At 41.1% G+C, this 15459-nt stretch carries 18 protein-coding genes; 10 read left to right on the top strand and 8 right to left on the bottom strand.

Annotated elements, in window-relative coordinates; translation table 11 throughout:
• Window positions 1–7 precede the first annotated feature (7 nt).
• On the bottom strand, window positions 8–1255 hold the full coding sequence (fabF, locus tag DTW91_RS08975) for a beta-ketoacyl-ACP synthase II (RefSeq protein WP_125203052.1): 1248 nt from the start codon (window positions 1253–1255) through the stop codon (window positions 8–10).
• Window positions 1256–1282: 27 nt separating this feature from the next.
• Window positions 1283–1522, bottom strand: coding sequence for an acyl carrier protein (locus tag DTW91_RS08970; protein ID WP_002976354.1), 240 nt, complete (start codon window positions 1520–1522; stop codon window positions 1283–1285).
• Between the two features lie 178 nt (window positions 1523–1700).
• Here DTW91_RS08970 and folE point away from each other — a divergent pair, with 178 nt between their 5' ends.
• Both folE and cysS read left to right on the top strand, forming a co-directional pair.
• Window positions 1701–2366 carry a GTP cyclohydrolase I FolE gene (folE, locus tag DTW91_RS08965; protein WP_125203051.1) on the top strand — a complete coding sequence of 222 codons (666 nt, stop codon included), beginning with the start codon at window positions 1701–1703 and terminating at the stop codon, window positions 2364–2366.
• 96 nt (window positions 2367–2462) lie between these two features.
• On the top strand, window positions 2463–3932 hold the full coding sequence (gene cysS, locus DTW91_RS08960; RefSeq protein WP_125203050.1) for a cysteine--tRNA ligase: 1470 nt from the start codon (window positions 2463–2465) through the stop codon (window positions 3930–3932).
• Between the two features lie 40 nt (window positions 3933–3972).
• Here cysS and DTW91_RS08955 read toward each other — a convergent pair whose 3' ends face one another.
• Window positions 3973–4428: a DUF1569 domain-containing protein gene (locus DTW91_RS08955; protein WP_125203049.1), complete on the bottom strand. Its 456-nt coding sequence runs from the start codon at window positions 4426–4428 to the stop codon at window positions 3973–3975.
• Window positions 4425–5534, bottom strand: a complete 1110-nt coding sequence (gene lpxB, locus DTW91_RS08950) for a lipid-A-disaccharide synthase (protein ID WP_125203048.1) — start codon at window positions 5532–5534, stop codon at window positions 4425–4427. The genes DTW91_RS08955 and lpxB overlap by 4 nt, the downstream gene beginning before the upstream one ends.
• 289 nt (window positions 5535–5823) lie before the next feature.
• Here lpxB and DTW91_RS08945 point away from each other — a divergent pair, with 289 nt between their 5' ends.
• On the top strand, window positions 5824–6324 hold the full coding sequence (locus DTW91_RS08945; protein WP_125203047.1) for a DUF2480 family protein: 501 nt from the start codon (window positions 5824–5826) through the stop codon (window positions 6322–6324).
• Between the two features lie 118 nt (window positions 6325–6442).
• Here the strand turns inward: DTW91_RS08945 and DTW91_RS12995 are convergent, their stop codons facing one another.
• Window positions 6443–6646 carry a 30S ribosomal protein THX gene (locus DTW91_RS12995; protein ID WP_125203046.1) on the bottom strand — a complete coding sequence of 68 codons (204 nt, stop codon included), beginning with the start codon at window positions 6644–6646 and terminating at the stop codon, window positions 6443–6445.
• Window positions 6647–6854: 208 nt separating this feature from the next.
• Here DTW91_RS12995 and aspS point away from each other — a divergent pair, with 208 nt between their 5' ends.
• The 7 genes from aspS (at window position 6855) to yajC (ending at window position 12930) form a co-directional block, all read left to right on the top strand.
• Complete coding sequence (gene aspS, locus DTW91_RS08935; RefSeq protein ID WP_125203045.1) at window positions 6855–8609, top strand: aspartate--tRNA ligase; 1755 nt, start codon at window positions 6855–6857, stop codon at window positions 8607–8609.
• Window positions 8610–8688: 79 nt separating this feature from the next.
• Window positions 8689–9747: an acyltransferase family protein gene (locus DTW91_RS08930; RefSeq protein ID WP_125203044.1), complete on the top strand. Its 1059-nt coding sequence runs from the start codon at window positions 8689–8691 to the stop codon at window positions 9745–9747.
• 127 nt (window positions 9748–9874) lie between these two features.
• On the top strand, window positions 9875–10369 hold the full coding sequence (locus tag DTW91_RS08925; protein ID WP_125203043.1) for an RNA polymerase sigma factor: 495 nt from the start codon (window positions 9875–9877) through the stop codon (window positions 10367–10369).
• Window positions 10362–11060: a beta-carotene 15,15'-monooxygenase gene (locus DTW91_RS08920; protein WP_125203042.1), complete on the top strand. Its 699-nt coding sequence runs from the start codon at window positions 10362–10364 to the stop codon at window positions 11058–11060. Before DTW91_RS08925 ends, DTW91_RS08920 begins: the two co-directional genes overlap by 8 nt.
• Before the next feature lie 63 nt (window positions 11061–11123).
• Complete coding sequence (locus DTW91_RS08915) at window positions 11124–12029, top strand: transcription antitermination protein NusB (protein ID WP_125203041.1); 906 nt, start codon at window positions 11124–11126, stop codon at window positions 12027–12029.
• 60 nt (window positions 12030–12089) lie between these two features.
• Window positions 12090–12590 (top strand): DUF1573 domain-containing protein, encoded by a 501-nt coding sequence (locus DTW91_RS08910; protein ID WP_125203040.1) that lies wholly within the window; start codon window positions 12090–12092, stop codon window positions 12588–12590.
• A gap of 7 nt (window positions 12591–12597) precedes the next feature.
• Complete coding sequence (gene yajC, locus DTW91_RS08905) at window positions 12598–12930, top strand: preprotein translocase subunit YajC (protein WP_125203039.1); 333 nt, start codon at window positions 12598–12600, stop codon at window positions 12928–12930.
• A gap of 75 nt (window positions 12931–13005) precedes the next feature.
• Here yajC and DTW91_RS08900 read toward each other — a convergent pair whose 3' ends face one another.
• Genes DTW91_RS08900 through aroC form a run of 3 tightly spaced genes read right to left on the bottom strand, consistent with a single transcriptional unit; the run spans window position 13006 to window position 15200 of the window.
• On the bottom strand, window positions 13006–13563 hold the full coding sequence (locus DTW91_RS08900) for a TlpA family protein disulfide reductase (protein ID WP_125203038.1): 558 nt from the start codon (window positions 13561–13563) through the stop codon (window positions 13006–13008).
• A gap of 9 nt (window positions 13564–13572) precedes the next feature.
• Entirely contained in the window at window positions 13573–14139 is a 567-nt protein-coding gene (locus DTW91_RS08895; RefSeq protein ID WP_125203037.1) for a thioredoxin family protein, read from the bottom strand.
• Window positions 14139–15200 carry a chorismate synthase gene (gene aroC, locus DTW91_RS08890; RefSeq protein WP_125203036.1) on the bottom strand — a complete coding sequence of 354 codons (1062 nt, stop codon included), beginning with the start codon at window positions 15198–15200 and terminating at the stop codon, window positions 14139–14141. Before aroC ends, DTW91_RS08895 begins: the two co-directional genes overlap by 1 nt.
• Between the last annotated feature and the right edge of the window lie 259 nt (window positions 15201–15459).

Raw genomic sequence — 15459 nt, 5'->3', positions numbered from 1 at the left:
AAACAAATTATATTTTTTTGAAAAGAACGCAGGCGTTGTGACCTCCAAAGCCAAAGGTATTACTCATAGCGATGTTTACACTTTTTTCTACCGCTGTATTGAATGTGAAATTCAGCCGAGCATCAATGTTTTCGTCATCAGTAAAGTGATTAATCGTGGGCGGAACAATGCCGTGGATAATAGTGTGCAGCGCCGCAATGGCTTCAATAACGCCGGCCGCTCCCAGCAGGTGGCCCGTCATTGATTTTGTAGAATTGATCTGGAGATCAAAAGCGTGTTCCCCAAATAATTTTGCAATCGCATTAGATTCTGCGATGTCTCCTAATGGTGTAGATGTCCCATGCATATTGATATGATCTACTTCATCAGCAGTAACACCGGCGTCGTCTAAACAATTTTGCATTACCAAAAAAGCACCAAGCCCGTTGGGGTGAGGGGCCGTCATGTGATAAGCATCGGCACTCATGCCACCACCACATAATTCTGCATAGATGGTTGCACCGCGTTGTTTGGCATGTTCATACTCTTCCAAGATGATACAACCCGCGCCTTCTCCTAATACAAATCCATCTCTGTCTTTGTCAAAAGGTCGGGAAGCCGTTTTCGGATCGTCATTTCTCGTAGAAAGTGCGTGCATGGCGTTGAACCCTCCTATTCCGCTGGCGGTGACGGCAGCTTCGGATCCTCCGCAAACGATAACATCTGCTTTGCCTAGGTTGATCAGCATTTTGGCATCGATCAAAGCATTGGCAGATGATGCGCAGGCTGAAACCGTAGTGTAATTAGGCCCGTGGAAACCATATTCGATGGAAATATTTCCCGGCGTAATGTCAGCAATCATTTTGGGAATGAAGAAAGGGTTGAATCTCGGGATGTTATTGGAAGCGGCCCAGCCCAAAACTTCGGACTCAAAAGTCTCCAGCCCGCCAATTCCGGATCCCCAAATAACGCCCACGCGATTTTTGTCAACTTGATCTTCGATCAATCTGCCGTGCGCAATAGCCTCCCTCGCGGCAATCTGCCCAAACTGAGAGTTTCTATCCATTTTTTTTGCCTCTTTTTTATCGAAATAATTAAGAGCGTCGAAATGTTTTACCTCGCAGGCAAACTTGGTTTTAAAATTCGTGGAATCAAAAAGAGTGATCGGTGCAGCGCCACTTGCTCCTTTTTTAAGGCTTTCCCAGTACTCCTTAGCATTATCTCCAATGGGTGTAATAGCGCCAAAGCCGGTTACAACTACTCTTTTTAATTCCATGAATTATTTTGTCTTGACTAAAATATTTTATTTATTTACAACTTCTTCGATGTAAGCAATAGCGTGACCAACAGTTGTAATTTTCTCCGCCTGATCATCCGGAATCTGGATGTTGAATTCTTTCTCAAATTCCATGATAAGTTCTACGGTATCCAAAGAATCAGCTCCCAAATCGTTGGTGAAGCTAGCTTCCGGAGTCACTTCTGTTTCTTCAACGTCAAGCTTATCGGCGATGATAGCTTTTACTCTTGATGCAATGTCTGACATAATATTCTATTTTTTAATGATGTTAATTTGGTGCAAATATATAAAATTTCAAATCATTTCAATTTTTTTTTAATTTTTTAGACGCGTCCAAACCTATTCTTTTTGTAATCAAATCTTTAGTTTTATCGTGGACGGACTATATTATTTTGTTATTTTTGCTTCTTATTATAATGGTATTATGGAACAAATTCCTGACAATGATGATGATCTCTTTACGGGCAAAGACCACACGCCTTTGCGTGAAGACGCTTTTGATCTGAAACCTGAAGAGAAAATAAAGAAGATCGAACATCTTTTCGGAGAGATTATGCAAACTTTGGGCCTCGATATGACCGATGATTCTTTAAAAGATTCTCCAAGACGCGTCGCAAATATGTATGTCAAGGAGATCTTCGGCGGCTTGCTGCCCGAAAACAAACCAAGCATTTCTACCTTCAAAAATCAATACAAATATCGCCAAATGCTGGTGGAGAAAGACATTACCGTCTATTCTTTCTGCGAACATCACTTCTTGCCAATCATCGGGAAAGCGCACGTAGCGTACATTTCCAACGGCGAAGTGATTGGCCTATCCAAAATCAACAGAATCGTAGATTACTACGCCAGAAGACCTCAGGTGCAGGAACGCTTGACGATGCAGATTGTAGATGCTTTGAAAGAGGCCCTCGAAACAAAAAATGTTGCCTGCATTATTGATGCCAAACATCTGTGCGTGAATTGTAGAGGTATAAAAGACACCGCAAGTTCTACAATAACGGCAGAATTGAGCGGAATTTTCAGAACGAATCCTATTACCCGACAAGAATTTCTGCATTATGTAGGAAGCCATACAATAATTGACTAAGCCGGATTTAAAAAACATATTCCATTATTCTTCAAAGCTGGGCGTATGCACGCTTTCGAGGAAGTACCAACGAAGAATTTTTATAAATAGACTTTAATGAACTTAAGAATATACAACTCGCTCTCAGGCGAAAAAGAAATCTTCAAACCCATCGTTGAAGGTCATATCGGGATGTACGTTTGCGGACCCACGGTTTACAGCAATGTGCATTTGGGAAACGTGAGAACTTTCCTGTCCTTCGATTTTATTTACAGAAGTTTACAATTTCTGGGTTACAAAGTACGATACGTAAGAAATATTACCGATGCCGGACACCTCACGGACGATGGCGATATCAATAACGACAGATTCATCAAGCAATCCAGACTGGAAAAGCTGGAACCAATGGAAATCGTGCAAAAATATACCGTCGATTTTCACGAGGTTTTGAAAACATTCAATTTGCTTCCACCGACAATAGAGCCGACGGCGACAGGCCACATCATCGAGCAATTGGAACTCACGAAACTCCTCTTAGAAAAAGGTTTTGCCTACGAAAGCAACGGTTCGGTCTATTTCGATGTTTTGGAATATAATGCGAGAGGCCTCCATTACGGCGAACTTTCGAAGCGAAATATAGAAGAACTATTGGCCAATACCAGAGACCTCGACGGACAATTTGAAAAGAAAAATCCACAAGATTTTGCCCTTTGGAAAAAAGCATCTCCGGAACATATTATGAAGTGGCCATCGCCTTGGGGCGAAGGTTTCCCGGGCTGGCATCTGGAGTGTACGGCTATGAGTACCAAATACTTGGGTGAGCATTTCGATATTCACGGCGGCGGAATCGATTTGAAATTCCCACACCACGAATGTGAAATCGCGCAAGGAAAAGCTTGCAACGGCGTAGAACCTGTCAATTACTGGATGCATGCCAATATGCTGACGATGAACGGACAGCGAATGAGCAAATCCACCGGGAATTACATCCTGCCGATGGAACTCATCAGCGGAAACAACGATTTTTTTGAGAAAGCTTTTCACCCAAGTGTGCTGAGATTCTGCTTTCTGCAGGCGCATTACAGAAGTGTTTTGGACATCTCAAACGAAGCAATGTTGGCGAGCGAAAAGGGGTTCAACCGGTTGATGAAAGCTGTCAAAATCCTGAATACAGAACCCGCCGTACAAGGCGTACAAACGTCCACTTTTAATCTGAAAGACTGGAAAGAAAAAGTTTTGGAAGCTTTGACCGACGATTTCAACAGCCCGATTTTGATTGCGCATCTTTTCGAAGCAGTGAAGTTTATTACCGCTTCTAAACTTGGGAAAGAAAGTATCTCGACCAGCGATTTTGAAGATCTGAAACAATTCCTAAACACCATCGTTTTTGAGGTTTTGGGATTGCAGCCCATCGAAGAATCTAATAACGATAAGCTCGATCAGACTTTACAGGTTTTGATAGACCTCAGAAATCAAGCCAGAAAAGCTAAGAATTGGGAACTGGCTGACCAAATCCGCGATCAGCTTCTTGAAAAAGGAATCGAACTGAAAGACGGGCGGGAAGGAACCACTTATCAGTTAATTTAAAGATCCATCCGCCGGCTCAATTAAGACAATTGTTGGTGGCCTATTTCAATATATCAGCTATAATTTTCAAGTGATGGTGTGTATGAAGCGAGAGAAATTTCAAGGTGGTTTTCTTATCCAGATCGCCCAAAAAAGGATGCTTTATAAACGCTTTTTCGGGAAGTTCTTTTACCGCTTCCAATCTTTCGATAGCGAGATTTATCAGCTTCAAAACACTTTCCCGAGTCGGAATATCTGCCGGAATAAATTGCTTTGGCGCCCTTATTTTGCCACGCGGAATCTGACCGAAGGTGAGAAAAACAATTTTTTTCAGGCTGAATTCTGGTCGGTAATCTTTCGGATCCGTCATCGTCAAACCTTTGAGACTGCCATTTATAATGAGTAAAGAATGTTCCAAATGCCATCCGACCGATGCTTTGGACACTTTCTCATTTGTAACATCCATATTCGGAATTAGCGATTCTATCTTCTGCAACTGTTCTTTTATATTTTTCATTTCTTTCCTTTTACAATAATTTCTGCCGCATTTTGGCTCGCACCGCTGCCGCCAAGTTTGGCTCTCAGGATTTCGTAATCGTCCAAAACCTGGTTTCGTTTTTCCGTGTTTAGTATTTTATCGAGTTCTGCCACTAAGTTCTTGGTATTCAAATCGTTTTGTATCAATTCTGTCACCACTTCTTTGTCCATAATCAAATTAACAAGAGAAATGTACTTGATGTTTTTTATGAGGCGTTTACCAATTTCATACGAGATTCGGCTTCCTTTGTAGCAGACGACTTCGGGTACATTGAGCAGTGCGGTTTCCAAAGTGGCCGTTCCGGAAGTGACCAACGCTGCTTTGCAACATCTTAGCAAATCGTAGGTTTTATCGGAAACGAAATGTACGTCTTCATCAACATACTGCTCATAAAAATCTTTGTCCAAGCTCGGCGCTCCGGCGATAACAAACTGATAATCCGGAAAATAACTTCTTACCGATAACATCAACTCCAGCATTTTTTTCACTTCTTGCTTTCGCGATCCCGGCAAAAGCGCGATTATATCCTTCTCTCTCAAATTATTTTGATGTTTAAATTCTTGACAATCAATCGGTTGCAGACTACCTATCGCATCTAATAATGGATGACCCACGAAATGGGCATCAACCAGGTGTTTTTGGTAGAAATCCTTTTCAAATGGGAGGATGACGAGCATATCGTCTACATATTTTCTGATAATTTCTACGCGACCTTCCTTCCAAGCCCAAAGTTGCGGTGAAATGTAATAAACAACACGGATTCCCAACGCTTTAGCAAACTTGGCAATCCGCAAATTAAAACCCGGATAATCTACGAGAATCAAAACATCAGGTTTATAGTTTTTGATGTCTGCTTTGCAAATCTTTATATTATTAAGAATGGTTTTCAGGTTCTGAACCACTTCCAAAAATCCCATAAAAGCGAGATCGCGGTAATGCTTCACCAGCGTTCCGCCTTGCTTTTGCATCAGGTCGCCACCCCAAAATCGGAAATCTGCCTCGGGATCTTTTTGTTTGATGGCTTTCATCAAGTTGGCGGCGTGCAGATCGCCGGATGCCTCGCCGGCTATGATGTAATATTTCAAAATTCGGATTTTAGATTTTGATAGATGGACGGATAGATTATTAAAATTAAGTTTTTTCTATGAAATTCTTAACTTTGAACAAAAATAAATCTTTTTTTGTCTAAGATGGCTTTGAAAACGTGATACGGTAAAAAAAGTATTCTTCTACAACGAAAACCCTTAGCCCCGATAGGAGCGGCATCCTTTTTTGTCTTATGAAAAGCCTTCTACAAAAGGAAAAAACATGAAAGACAAAAAAGATATAGCGGATAGCGGGAAATAGCTCCTAAACAAAATTAAAACTGAGAAAATGGCAGAGATTATAAATAAAGTGGCAGAAAGCGGATTGGTAAATTTCGATATTTCCGACCTCGTGCCGAAGGGAAAACGTCTTGGAATCGACATCAAGGATTTTCTGTGGGAAGGTTTGATCTTGAAAGAAAAGGACTTCCGCGAGAAAATTAAAAACTTGGATGCCGATTTATACAAGGATGCTTATGTCTATATCTACTGCTCGGAAGATGTGATTATCCCGCTCTGGGCTTATTTTTTGATTACTGCGAAAGTGACCGATGCGGCAAAAAAAGTTGTTTTTGGAAATCGGGAAGACCTAGAAGTTCTGCTGATGCACAATGCCATCCAAACCTATGATTTTTCTGAACTGCGGGACAAACGTGTTTTGGTAAAGGGTTGTAGCGATGAGCATATTCCCAACAATGCGTATGTGGAATTGGTGGAACAGCTGAAACCGATTGTGAAATCTCTGATGTTTGGCGAAGCGTGCAGCAATGTTCCGATTTTTAAAAATTAGCGATCGCGAATCCTGTACTTTTAATAAAACTTAATCCGCAAAACTTGCAAAATATTTTTCGGAAGGAAACTTCGCACATTTAAAAAAGCCGTCCCAAAAAATTTTGGGAGGGCTTTGATTATTTTTCTTCAGCCTTCTTCGGTTTCTCGGGCTTTGCTGGTTTTTCAGCCTTTGGTTTGGCAGCTTTAACCTTTGTTGTCGCTTCGTCTTTTACCGGTTTTTCAGCCACTATTGCGGGTTTCGGTGTTTTTCTAAGTCGGGATTTACCATAACTTCCCCGTGCAATTTTTCCTCTGGCTGTCTTTTGATCTCCTTTTCCCATAATTATTACGTATTTGAATCCCACCAAATTACAACATATTTTTCATTTTGGCAAGACATGAGGTCGGCGATTCGTTAATATTAATATTTCATCAGTCGGAAAAGCCTGTCCAACCTGCAATAATTCTTTGCAAAACATTATCTTTGCGCACAGAAATTGGACCACAAATAGTCTAAGATCTAAAGTCTAACATCTAACCTCTGAAATAATGTTCCGCACACACACCAACGGCGAATTGACGCTGAAAAATCTGAATGAAAAAGTAACACTTTCCGGCTGGGTACAAACCATCCGCAACAAAGGTTTTATGATTTGGATTGATTTGCGAGATCGCTACGGCATCACGCAGTTGGTTTTAGACGAAGAAAGAACTTCCAAAGAACTGTTGGAAACCGCTAAGAAATTAGGCCGTGAGTTCGTGATCAAAATGGAAGGAACGGTAATCGAAAGAACATCCAAAAATCCAAAAATCCCCACCGGCGACATCGAAATTTTGGTTGAAAAACTCACCATTTTGAATGAAAGTCAACTTCCACCTTTCACCATAGAGGATGAAACCGACGGCGGCGAGGAACTGAGAATGAAATACAGATACTTGGATATCCGAAGAAATCCCGTGAAAGATAAATTGATCTTCCGTCACAAAATGGCGCAGAAAGTCAGAAATTACCTTTCCGAACAAGGTTTCATAGAAGTGGAAACGCCGGTTCTGATCAAATCTACGCCTGAAGGTGCGAGAGATTTCGTGGTGCCAAGCAGGATGAATCCGGGACAATTTTATGCATTGCCGCAATCGCCACAAACTTTCAAGCAATTATTGATGGTTGGCGGAATGGACAGATATTTCCAAATCGTGAAATGTTTTCGTGATGAGGATTTGAGAGCGGATCGGCAGCCGGAATTCACCCAAATCGATTGCGAAATGGCCTTCGTAGAGCAGGAAGATATTATGAATGTTTTCGAAGGAATGACGAAAGTTCTTTTAAAAGACATCACCGGAAAAGATTTCCCGGATTTTCCACGATTGACTTTTGCAGAAGCCATGCAGAAATATGGCAACGACAAACCGGACATCCGCTTCGGAATGGAATTTCACGAGCTTAATGAATTAACGAAAGGCAAAAATTTCAAAATATTCGACGACGCCGAATTGGTGGTTGGGATCAATGTGGAAGGCATTGCAGATTACACCAGAAAACAAATTGACGAATTGGCAGATTGGGTGAAGCGCCCGCAAATCGGTGCAGCAGGTTTGATTTGGATCAAATTCCAAAACGATGGCGTTGTAACTTCGTCGGTCAACAAATTCTATTCTGAAGAAGACTTAAAGAAAATTATTGAGGAATTTGGGTCAAAAGCCGGCGACCTGATTTTCATCATGTCCGGCAAAGCAGACAAAGTGAGGCCACAACTTTCTGCACTCAGGATGGAACTTGGCAATCGCCTGGGACTTAGAAAAGGAAATGAATTTGCGCCACTTTGGGTGGTAGATTTCCCTTTGTTGGAATTTGATGAGGAATCCGGAAGATACCACGCGATGCACCACCCATTCACCTCTCCGAAAACCGAAGATTTCGCACTTTTGGAGTCGGATCCGGGAAAAGCAAGAGCTAATGCCTACGATTTGGTGCTGAACGGAAATGAAATTGGTGGTGGATCTATCAGAATTTTCAATAGGGATTTGCAATCGAAAATGTTTGATTTATTAGGATTTTCGAAAGAAGAAGCAGAGGCGCAGTTTGGATTTCTGATGAACGCCTTCAAATTTGGTGCGCCACCACACGGCGGATTGGCTTTCGGCTTTGACCGCTTGGTCGCCATCTTGGACGGCAATGAGGTGATCCGAGACTACATCGCATTTCCGAAAAATAATTCCGGGCGAGACGTGATGATCGATGCTCCGGCGCCCATCCATCCCGATCAGCTTGCAGAACTCGAACTCAAATTGGATTTAAAATCATAAATTAGAAGCGGGAAAACTTATTTTTAATTTTGAATCTCAAATGATTTCCCAATCGGAAGATCAAAAAGGAACCGTTTGAATGAATTTGAAGTTAAAACATTACTTAGAGTTGGATGGCGTGCGAGCAATTGCCGTCATTATGGTGATGCTTTATCATTTTTTTCAGGATCTTAATACGTCCGATGCCGTCTTGCTTTTCGTAAAAAAGATCTCTCTGTTTGGCAAGACTGGCGTATCGTTATTCTTTGTTTTATCAGGTTTTCTCATCACCAGGATTTTAATTGATACCAAGCAAAGGGAAGGCTATTTCAAATCGTTTTATGCACGGCGAATCTTAAGAATTTTTCCACTCTATTATTTTTTCCTCATTGTCTATTATTTTATTCTGCCACTGCTTCCGGGCCGATCATTCGTGGGTTTTTCGGATCAAATTTGGTATTGGACTTTCCTGCAGAATGTTGCGATGACTTTTGGTTGGCACAACATCGGGCCGAGTCATTATTGGTCTTTGGCAGTGGAAGAGCATTTCTATTTGTTCTGGCCTTTAATCATCTATTTTTGCTCTTTAAAAAATATAAAATGGGCGATTGTTGCCCTTTGTTTCCTTTCCCTTGGTACGCGATTTCTGCTGATTTATTTTCATTTTGAAGAATCGCAATTCAGTTTGGCGCGGTTCGACGAATTGGCTATTGGCGCTTGCTTGGCCGTGCTGGAGCGCGAGCACAAACTCACCAGAAACAATCTAAAATATTTTGCTTCAGCTTTTATAATTCTGCTTTTTCCCTTGCTCTATATTTCTTTGAAAAACGGCAGCTATTCTCTATTGGATAGTATGATGCGATATTTGATTTTAGGATTATTTTACGGCAGTTTTATTGCCATTGCGATGACCTTAAGCACGAAACATTTCCTTAAAAAAATTCTCAGTAATAATCTAATGAGATTCACCGGGAAGATCAGTTTCGGGTTGTACGTTTATCATCCCATTTGCTTTTTGCTTGTCTCAAAATACTTGAAAGTACCAAATCTGGCGCTTCATTTTGTTCTGTGCATCGGGCTTGCGTATCTCGTTTCTGTGCTGAGTTACTATTTGCTTGAGAAGAGATTTTTAGGGCTGAAAAGCAAGTTTGGCTATTAACCTTGCAAATTTCTTTGACAATCAAACGCAATGAAGAAATCAACTGCATATTCCACAATGCGGCTTGTTTGGTTGGCGTAAAAAGTCTTTGTTTCAAATTAATAAAATCCTATCTTCGTTTTTGGAAATGGAAGACAAACAAAGAGAATTTTCTAAGTTAATCAAAGACAATCAAGGACTTATCATCAAGGTCTCGCGTCTTTACACCCATTCTTTGGAAGATCAGGAAGATCTTTTTCAGGAAATCGTGTTACAACTTTGGAAATCCTACGACTCATTCCAAGGCCATTCAAAAATTTCCACGTGGATGTACCGGGTTGCCCTGAACACCGCCATCACCTTGTTCCGAAAGAAAACAAGAATGCCGCAGACCGACGAATTGCAGGACTTCCACAGCGAGGATTATCTCGAAGACAGCGGCGAAAAACAGCAGCAGATTTCTTTATTGTACAAGGTCATCAAGCTTTTGCCAGAAGTGGAAAGAGCCATCGTGATGATGTACTTAGACGGGGAACCATACCGGGAAATTGCCACAACTTTGGGTATCACGGAAGTGAACGCGCGCGTAAAAATGAACCGACTAAAAAAAGTACTAAAAGAATTAATGATAAAGCATGCCTAACTCAAAAGATTTTGACATCGATTCTCTAAAAAAAGCTTGGCAGGAACAAGAGATTGCCTCTGCGTACGAGCAGAACGAGATCGAGTCTATGCTCAATAAGAAGTCCAGGAACTACGTGAAGTATATCCTCTGGATCAGTATTGCAGAATTTGTAATTTTTGGTTTGATCAATTTCTCGGCATTATTTTTTACAGATTCTCAGACCGATTTTACCGGAATTCTCAATAGATTGCAAATCAAAAATCAAAACGAGATCGAATTGTCGCTGGATCGGATTTACGATTGGATGAAGGTTTTCAGTTTGGTAATCTCGGGCATTTTCGTGGCAATCTTTTATAGGAATTACAAAAAAATCAATGTAGAATCTGACCTTAAAAAATTCATTACGCATATTATTCAGTTTAAAAAGACCGTCAATTTGTTTATTTTCAGCAGTGTCGTTCTGTTAATTCTTTTTATTGTCAGTTTTACGAGTTTTCTCATTTTCACGGTAAGGCAGCAAAATATTGACGTAGATAATCCCACGATTTGGGCATTGCTGATGGCGATGGCACTCAGCCTCACCATTTGCATCATTCTCATTCTATTATACTACAAATTGGCGTATGGCATCTTGCTGAAGCGCCTTTCGAGAAACCTAAGCCAGCTGGAGGAAATCGAATCTGAGAAAGTGGAACAATATTATAATTGATTGACCGCCGGTTTATTTTAACAACATTTTACTTATCTTTGCGCCATAAAAGATCTTTGAAAAATGCTGGGAAGAAGACAAATCCGCGAAAAAGTTGTAGAATCGCTGTATGCTTATTATCAAAACCCAATCAAGTTGGAAGCTGTGGAGCAGAATATGTTCTCGGAAATCAACAAAATCTATCACCTTTACATCTACACGCTCAACTTTTTGGTGGGTATCAAAAATTTGGCAGAGGAACAGATAGAAATCGGCAAACACAAATACATCAAAACTGCGGAGACCGAAAATCCAAATCAAAAACTGGTGCGAAACCAAATCTTGATCCAGTTGGAAGACAACGAAGAGCGAAAAAACTTCTCCAGCAAACATTCGGAACTTGTTTGGGATTCCAACGATCCTATTCTGGTAAAGACTTTCCAACGCATCAAAGCAGGAAAACGCTATCAGGATTATATGAAAGACGACCAAATATCGTTCGATGACGACCAGAAATTCGTCGGGAAACTTTTTCTAAGATATGTGGCAGAAAATAGCGATCTGCACGACCGATTCGAAGAAAAAGAAATGTCGTGGGCCGATGATCTGCACATTTCCAACTCGATGGTCCAGAAAACGATTGGTTTTATGAAGGAAAATGAAACCTCGCACACCTTGATCAAAATGCTGAAAGATAAAGAAGACGAAGAATTTGCGCGAAAACTTCTGAGATCATCGCTCAATAACTGGGAAGAATCGGAGAAAAAACTGCAGGAAAGGCTCGTAAACTGGGAACTGGACAGGATTTCTTTGCTGGACAGAATTGTACTTATCGCAGCCATTTCAGAACTTGACAACTTCCCATTGACGGCTTCCAGAATTATCATTAATGAATATATCGATATTTCAAAAGTCTATGGCACCGAAAAATCCAATATCTTTATCAACGGCGTTTTGGACAAATATTCCAAGGATACCAAGCGCGTTTGATTCCAATTTCTACGAACTCGAGATTTAATAAAAAGTTGACATTCAAAATTAATATTACCAATGAAATCCATTAGAATTATAGCCATCGCAGCACTTTGCACGCTCACTTTTTCTTGCAAAAAAGAAGAAAAAACCGTAAACCAAGATTCGGGCTTAGATTCCGCACAATCCAGTTCGGTTGCCCAAGCAATTGCCGCGCCGGAAGAGGGAGAAGACTCTGAAATGCTGACAGAAGCGAAAAGCAAACCTTTGACGACAGTCGCTTTCAGCGAGACCGATCACAACTTTGGGGACATCAAACAAGGCGAAAAAGTAGAACACGTTTTCGAGGTGACTAACACGGGAGCCAACCCACTGGTAATCTCCAGCGTAAAACCTGGATGTGGATGCACCGTTCCCGATTACACGAAAGAACCCATCTTGCCGGGAAAAAAAGGAAAAATCACCCTGCATTTTGATTCTACCAACTTTGAAGGCGCTGTAAACAAGGCAGCAGACGTTTTCTTAAACGTAGAAAAAGCACCCGTGCGACTAACATTCTCCGCAAACATTACTAAATAATTTTATTATGCTTACAATATTTTTACAGGCAGCAGCGCCAGCGCAACAGTCGATGACACCCACCTTGATAATGATCGGTTTGATGGTTGTCGGGTTTTACTTTCTGATGATCCGTCCGCAGATGAAAAAACAAAAACAGGAAAAGAATTTTCAAGAATCCTTAAAGCCGGGTGCAAAAGTGGTCACCACGTCCGGGATGCACGGCACCATTTTTTCAATCAACGATGACGGTGTGATTTTGGAAACACTCAGCGGGAAACTGAAGTTTGAGAAAGCGGCGATATCTAGGGATTTCACCGCAGCCCGATTCCCGGAAACCTTTGGAGAAACTAAGAAATAAGTGTTTTTTCCAACCATAAAGACGGCGCAAAACTCAAAAATTTTGCGCCGTTTTCTTTTATCATTCCGAATCTGATTATTTCGTCACATTATCAATGAATTCCAAGACAGAATCCCGGCTCCAGTCCATCGAGCTGTCTTCCTTTTTGAGGATTCGGCCGTCTTTGCCGATCAAATAAGTGGTTGGGAAAACTGCCGGCAAAATTTTTGTATCCAGCGGACTTTCTGCAATATAAACCGGCACGGTGTAATGATTTTCTTTCAAAAATTTTTTCACGTCTTCTTCCTTATCCTGCATCGCAATCAGTACAAACTGCACTTTGTCCTTTTTCAAGTCGTAGAGTTTCTGGATCGTTGGCCACTCCGCCCTGCAAGGCGGACACCAGGTTCCCCAAAAATTAAGAAAAAGAACCTTGCCGCGGAGATTTTTCAGATTGGTACTTCCGGTGTTGATTCCTTTCAGTTCGATATCCAAAACCTCCTGGGAAAGCATCGTTTCGCTATTGATTTTTGCAACGGTGGGACTCATCGCAATCTGTTCTGAAACGAAATCCCGAAGCGGTTTTATCAACAAAAAAGCCAATAAAACAGCGACCAAAAGAAAATAGATAATATTTTTTTTCAGAAATTCCATCTGCTCAAGTTAAAGTATCTCCAAAAGTTCTGCAATCGTATCGAAACCTCGGTTCTTGGCGTAATAAGTTTGGAGTTCTACATAAAATTGATCTTTTGTAAATTCTTCAGGATTTGCTTTATGCTTTTCCAACAGTTCCGTTCCGTGTTTCGGCCGCGGTCCCCAGTGTGCAATTTCATTGAAATCTTCATCAAGGAAAATCACAATTGGAATAGATTTTCCGCCATTGGTCAAATAATCGTCAATCAAACTTGGTTCTTGATCTCGGTAAGAAATCCGCACCTCAAATTGCTCGAAAAACTTCACAACCACTGGAATCACCTGACTGGCGTCTCCGCACCAAGCTTCGGAAATAATCAGGATTTTTCCATTAAAATTTTTCTTGGCAAAGGCTTCCACCTGCGTGGCGTTTGGTATGTATTTGTCCCACATTCTGTTCATCCTCTGGATTCCCAGTTTGTAATATTCTGCAAACTCTGCTTCTTGCGTATTTTTCAGATTCCCCAGTCTTTCGCCGGCATCGCGGAGATATTCTGTATAGGAAACTGCGTTGTCCCAAAATGGTTTTATGTTCATTATATTTTTCTCGTTTTATTTATTAAATACATATCTGCTAAGACAAAAGCGGCAAGACTTTCCACAATCGGAACCGCTCTTGGAACCACGCACGGATCGTGCCTACCTTTCCCTTCTACGATCACTTTTTCCCCTTCTTTGTTGATGCTTTCTTGAGGTCGCAGAATGGTGGCAACTGGTTTGAAGGCTACTCGGAAATAGATGTCCATTCCGTTGGAGATGCCGCCTTGGATGCCCCCGGATAGGTTGGTTTGCGTAGTTCCATCCAGATTAAAAAGATCGTTATGCTCACTTCCCGTCATTTTGGCTCCGCAAAATCCGCTTCCGTACTCAAAACCTTTGCACGCATTGATATTCAGCATGGCTTTTCCCAATTCTGCGTGTAGTTTGTTGAAAATCGGTTCGCCCAAACCCACCGGTACATTTTTTATCACACAAGTGACCGTTCCGCCAATGGTATTGCCTTCTTTTTTAATTCCTTTAATTTTTTGAATCATTTTTTCGGCCGTTTCCGGATCGGGACAACGAACGATGTTGCTTTCGGTTTTAGAAAAATCCAGATCCTGATAGGGCTTCTCGCAGAAAATTTCTCCAACCGAAGAGACGTACGCATTAATCTTGATCTTCGGAAGAAGTTGCTTTGCTAACGCTCCTGCAACCACCCAATTCAATGTTTCACGTGCCGAAGATTTGCCGCCGCCGCGGTAATCGCGCATTCCAAATTTTTGTTCATAGGTATAGTCGGCGTGACTTGGGCGATATGCCTGCGCAATATGATCATAATCTTTTGACCGCTGATTTTCATTTTCTACGATGAAGCCGATGGGCGTTCCGGTGGATTTTCCATCAAAGATTCCTGAGAGAAATCTGACTTGGTCGTCTTCTTTCCGTTGCGTTACGATGGCCGACTGCCCTGGTTTTCTACGGTCGAGCGCTTTTTGAATTTGGTCAAAATCGATTTGCAAACCGGCTGGAAAATTGGTAATGACTCCGCCGTAAGCTTCTCCGTGGCTCTCGCCAAAAGAAGAAAGCGTCAAAAAATTTCCTAAAACATTAAACATAAATAGAATTTAAAGATTAGAAATCCAATCTTAACCAAAAAATATTTTTTATTATGAATTTCTTTAATGCTTACAAATTTACGGATTTTAAAATGTACTACTACCAATTCTAAGTCCTATCTTTAGCTGCATGAATAAATCGAAACTAGTCTCTCCTTAAGCTACCTATAATTTACTGATTATTAGTATTTTGGGTTTAAAATAGCTTGTTTTTTATTGCAAGAATTTGTATCTTAGAGCTTTAAAACCTTGCAAATAT

The organism is Chryseobacterium sp. SC28 (assembly GCF_003932955.1).
Lineage (GTDB): Bacteria > Bacteroidota > Bacteroidia > Flavobacteriales > Weeksellaceae > Epilithonimonas.
This window is presented reverse-complemented; position numbering and strand designations above follow the sequence as displayed.

Coding starts and splice junctions, on each gene's coding strand:
- DTW91_RS08945 (WP_125203047.1), top strand. CDS start 5,824: ATGGCAGAGATTATAAATAAAGTGGCAGAAAGCGGATTGGTAAATTTC.
- DTW91_RS08900 (WP_125203038.1), bottom strand. CDS start 13,563: ATGGAATTTCTGAAAAAAAATATTATCTATTTTCTTTTGGTCGCTGTT.
- DTW91_RS12995 (WP_125203046.1), bottom strand. CDS start 6,646: ATGGGAAAAGGAGATCAAAAGACAGCCAGAGGAAAAATTGCACGGGGA.
- DTW91_RS08895 (WP_125203037.1), bottom strand. CDS start 14,139: ATGAACATAAAACCATTTTGGGACAACGCAGTTTCCTATACAGAATAT.
- DTW91_RS08910 (WP_125203040.1), top strand. CDS start 12,090: ATGAAATCCATTAGAATTATAGCCATCGCAGCACTTTGCACGCTCACT.
- aroC (WP_125203036.1), bottom strand. CDS start 15,200: ATGTTTAATGTTTTAGGAAATTTTTTGACGCTTTCTTCTTTTGGCGAG.
- cysS (WP_125203050.1), top strand. CDS start 2,463: ATGAACTTAAGAATATACAACTCGCTCTCAGGCGAAAAAGAAATCTTC.
- fabF (WP_125203052.1), bottom strand. CDS start 1,255: ATGGAATTAAAAAGAGTAGTTGTAACCGGCTTTGGCGCTATTACACCC.
- DTW91_RS08920 (WP_125203042.1), top strand. CDS start 10,362: ATGCCTAACTCAAAAGATTTTGACATCGATTCTCTAAAAAAAGCTTGG.
- DTW91_RS08955 (WP_125203049.1), bottom strand. CDS start 4,428: ATGAAAAATATAAAAGAACAGTTGCAGAAGATAGAATCGCTAATTCCG.
- folE (WP_125203051.1), top strand. CDS start 1,701: ATGGAACAAATTCCTGACAATGATGATGATCTCTTTACGGGCAAAGAC.
- DTW91_RS08930 (WP_125203044.1), top strand. CDS start 8,689: ATGAATTTGAAGTTAAAACATTACTTAGAGTTGGATGGCGTGCGAGCA.
- DTW91_RS08925 (WP_125203043.1), top strand. CDS start 9,875: ATGGAAGACAAACAAAGAGAATTTTCTAAGTTAATCAAAGACAATCAA.
- aspS (WP_125203045.1), top strand. CDS start 6,855: ATGTTCCGCACACACACCAACGGCGAATTGACGCTGAAAAATCTGAAT.
- yajC (WP_125203039.1), top strand. CDS start 12,598: ATGCTTACAATATTTTTACAGGCAGCAGCGCCAGCGCAACAGTCGATG.
- DTW91_RS08915 (WP_125203041.1), top strand. CDS start 11,124: ATGCTGGGAAGAAGACAAATCCGCGAAAAAGTTGTAGAATCGCTGTAT.
- DTW91_RS08970 (WP_002976354.1), bottom strand. CDS start 1,522: ATGTCAGACATTGCATCAAGAGTAAAAGCTATCATCGCCGATAAGCTT.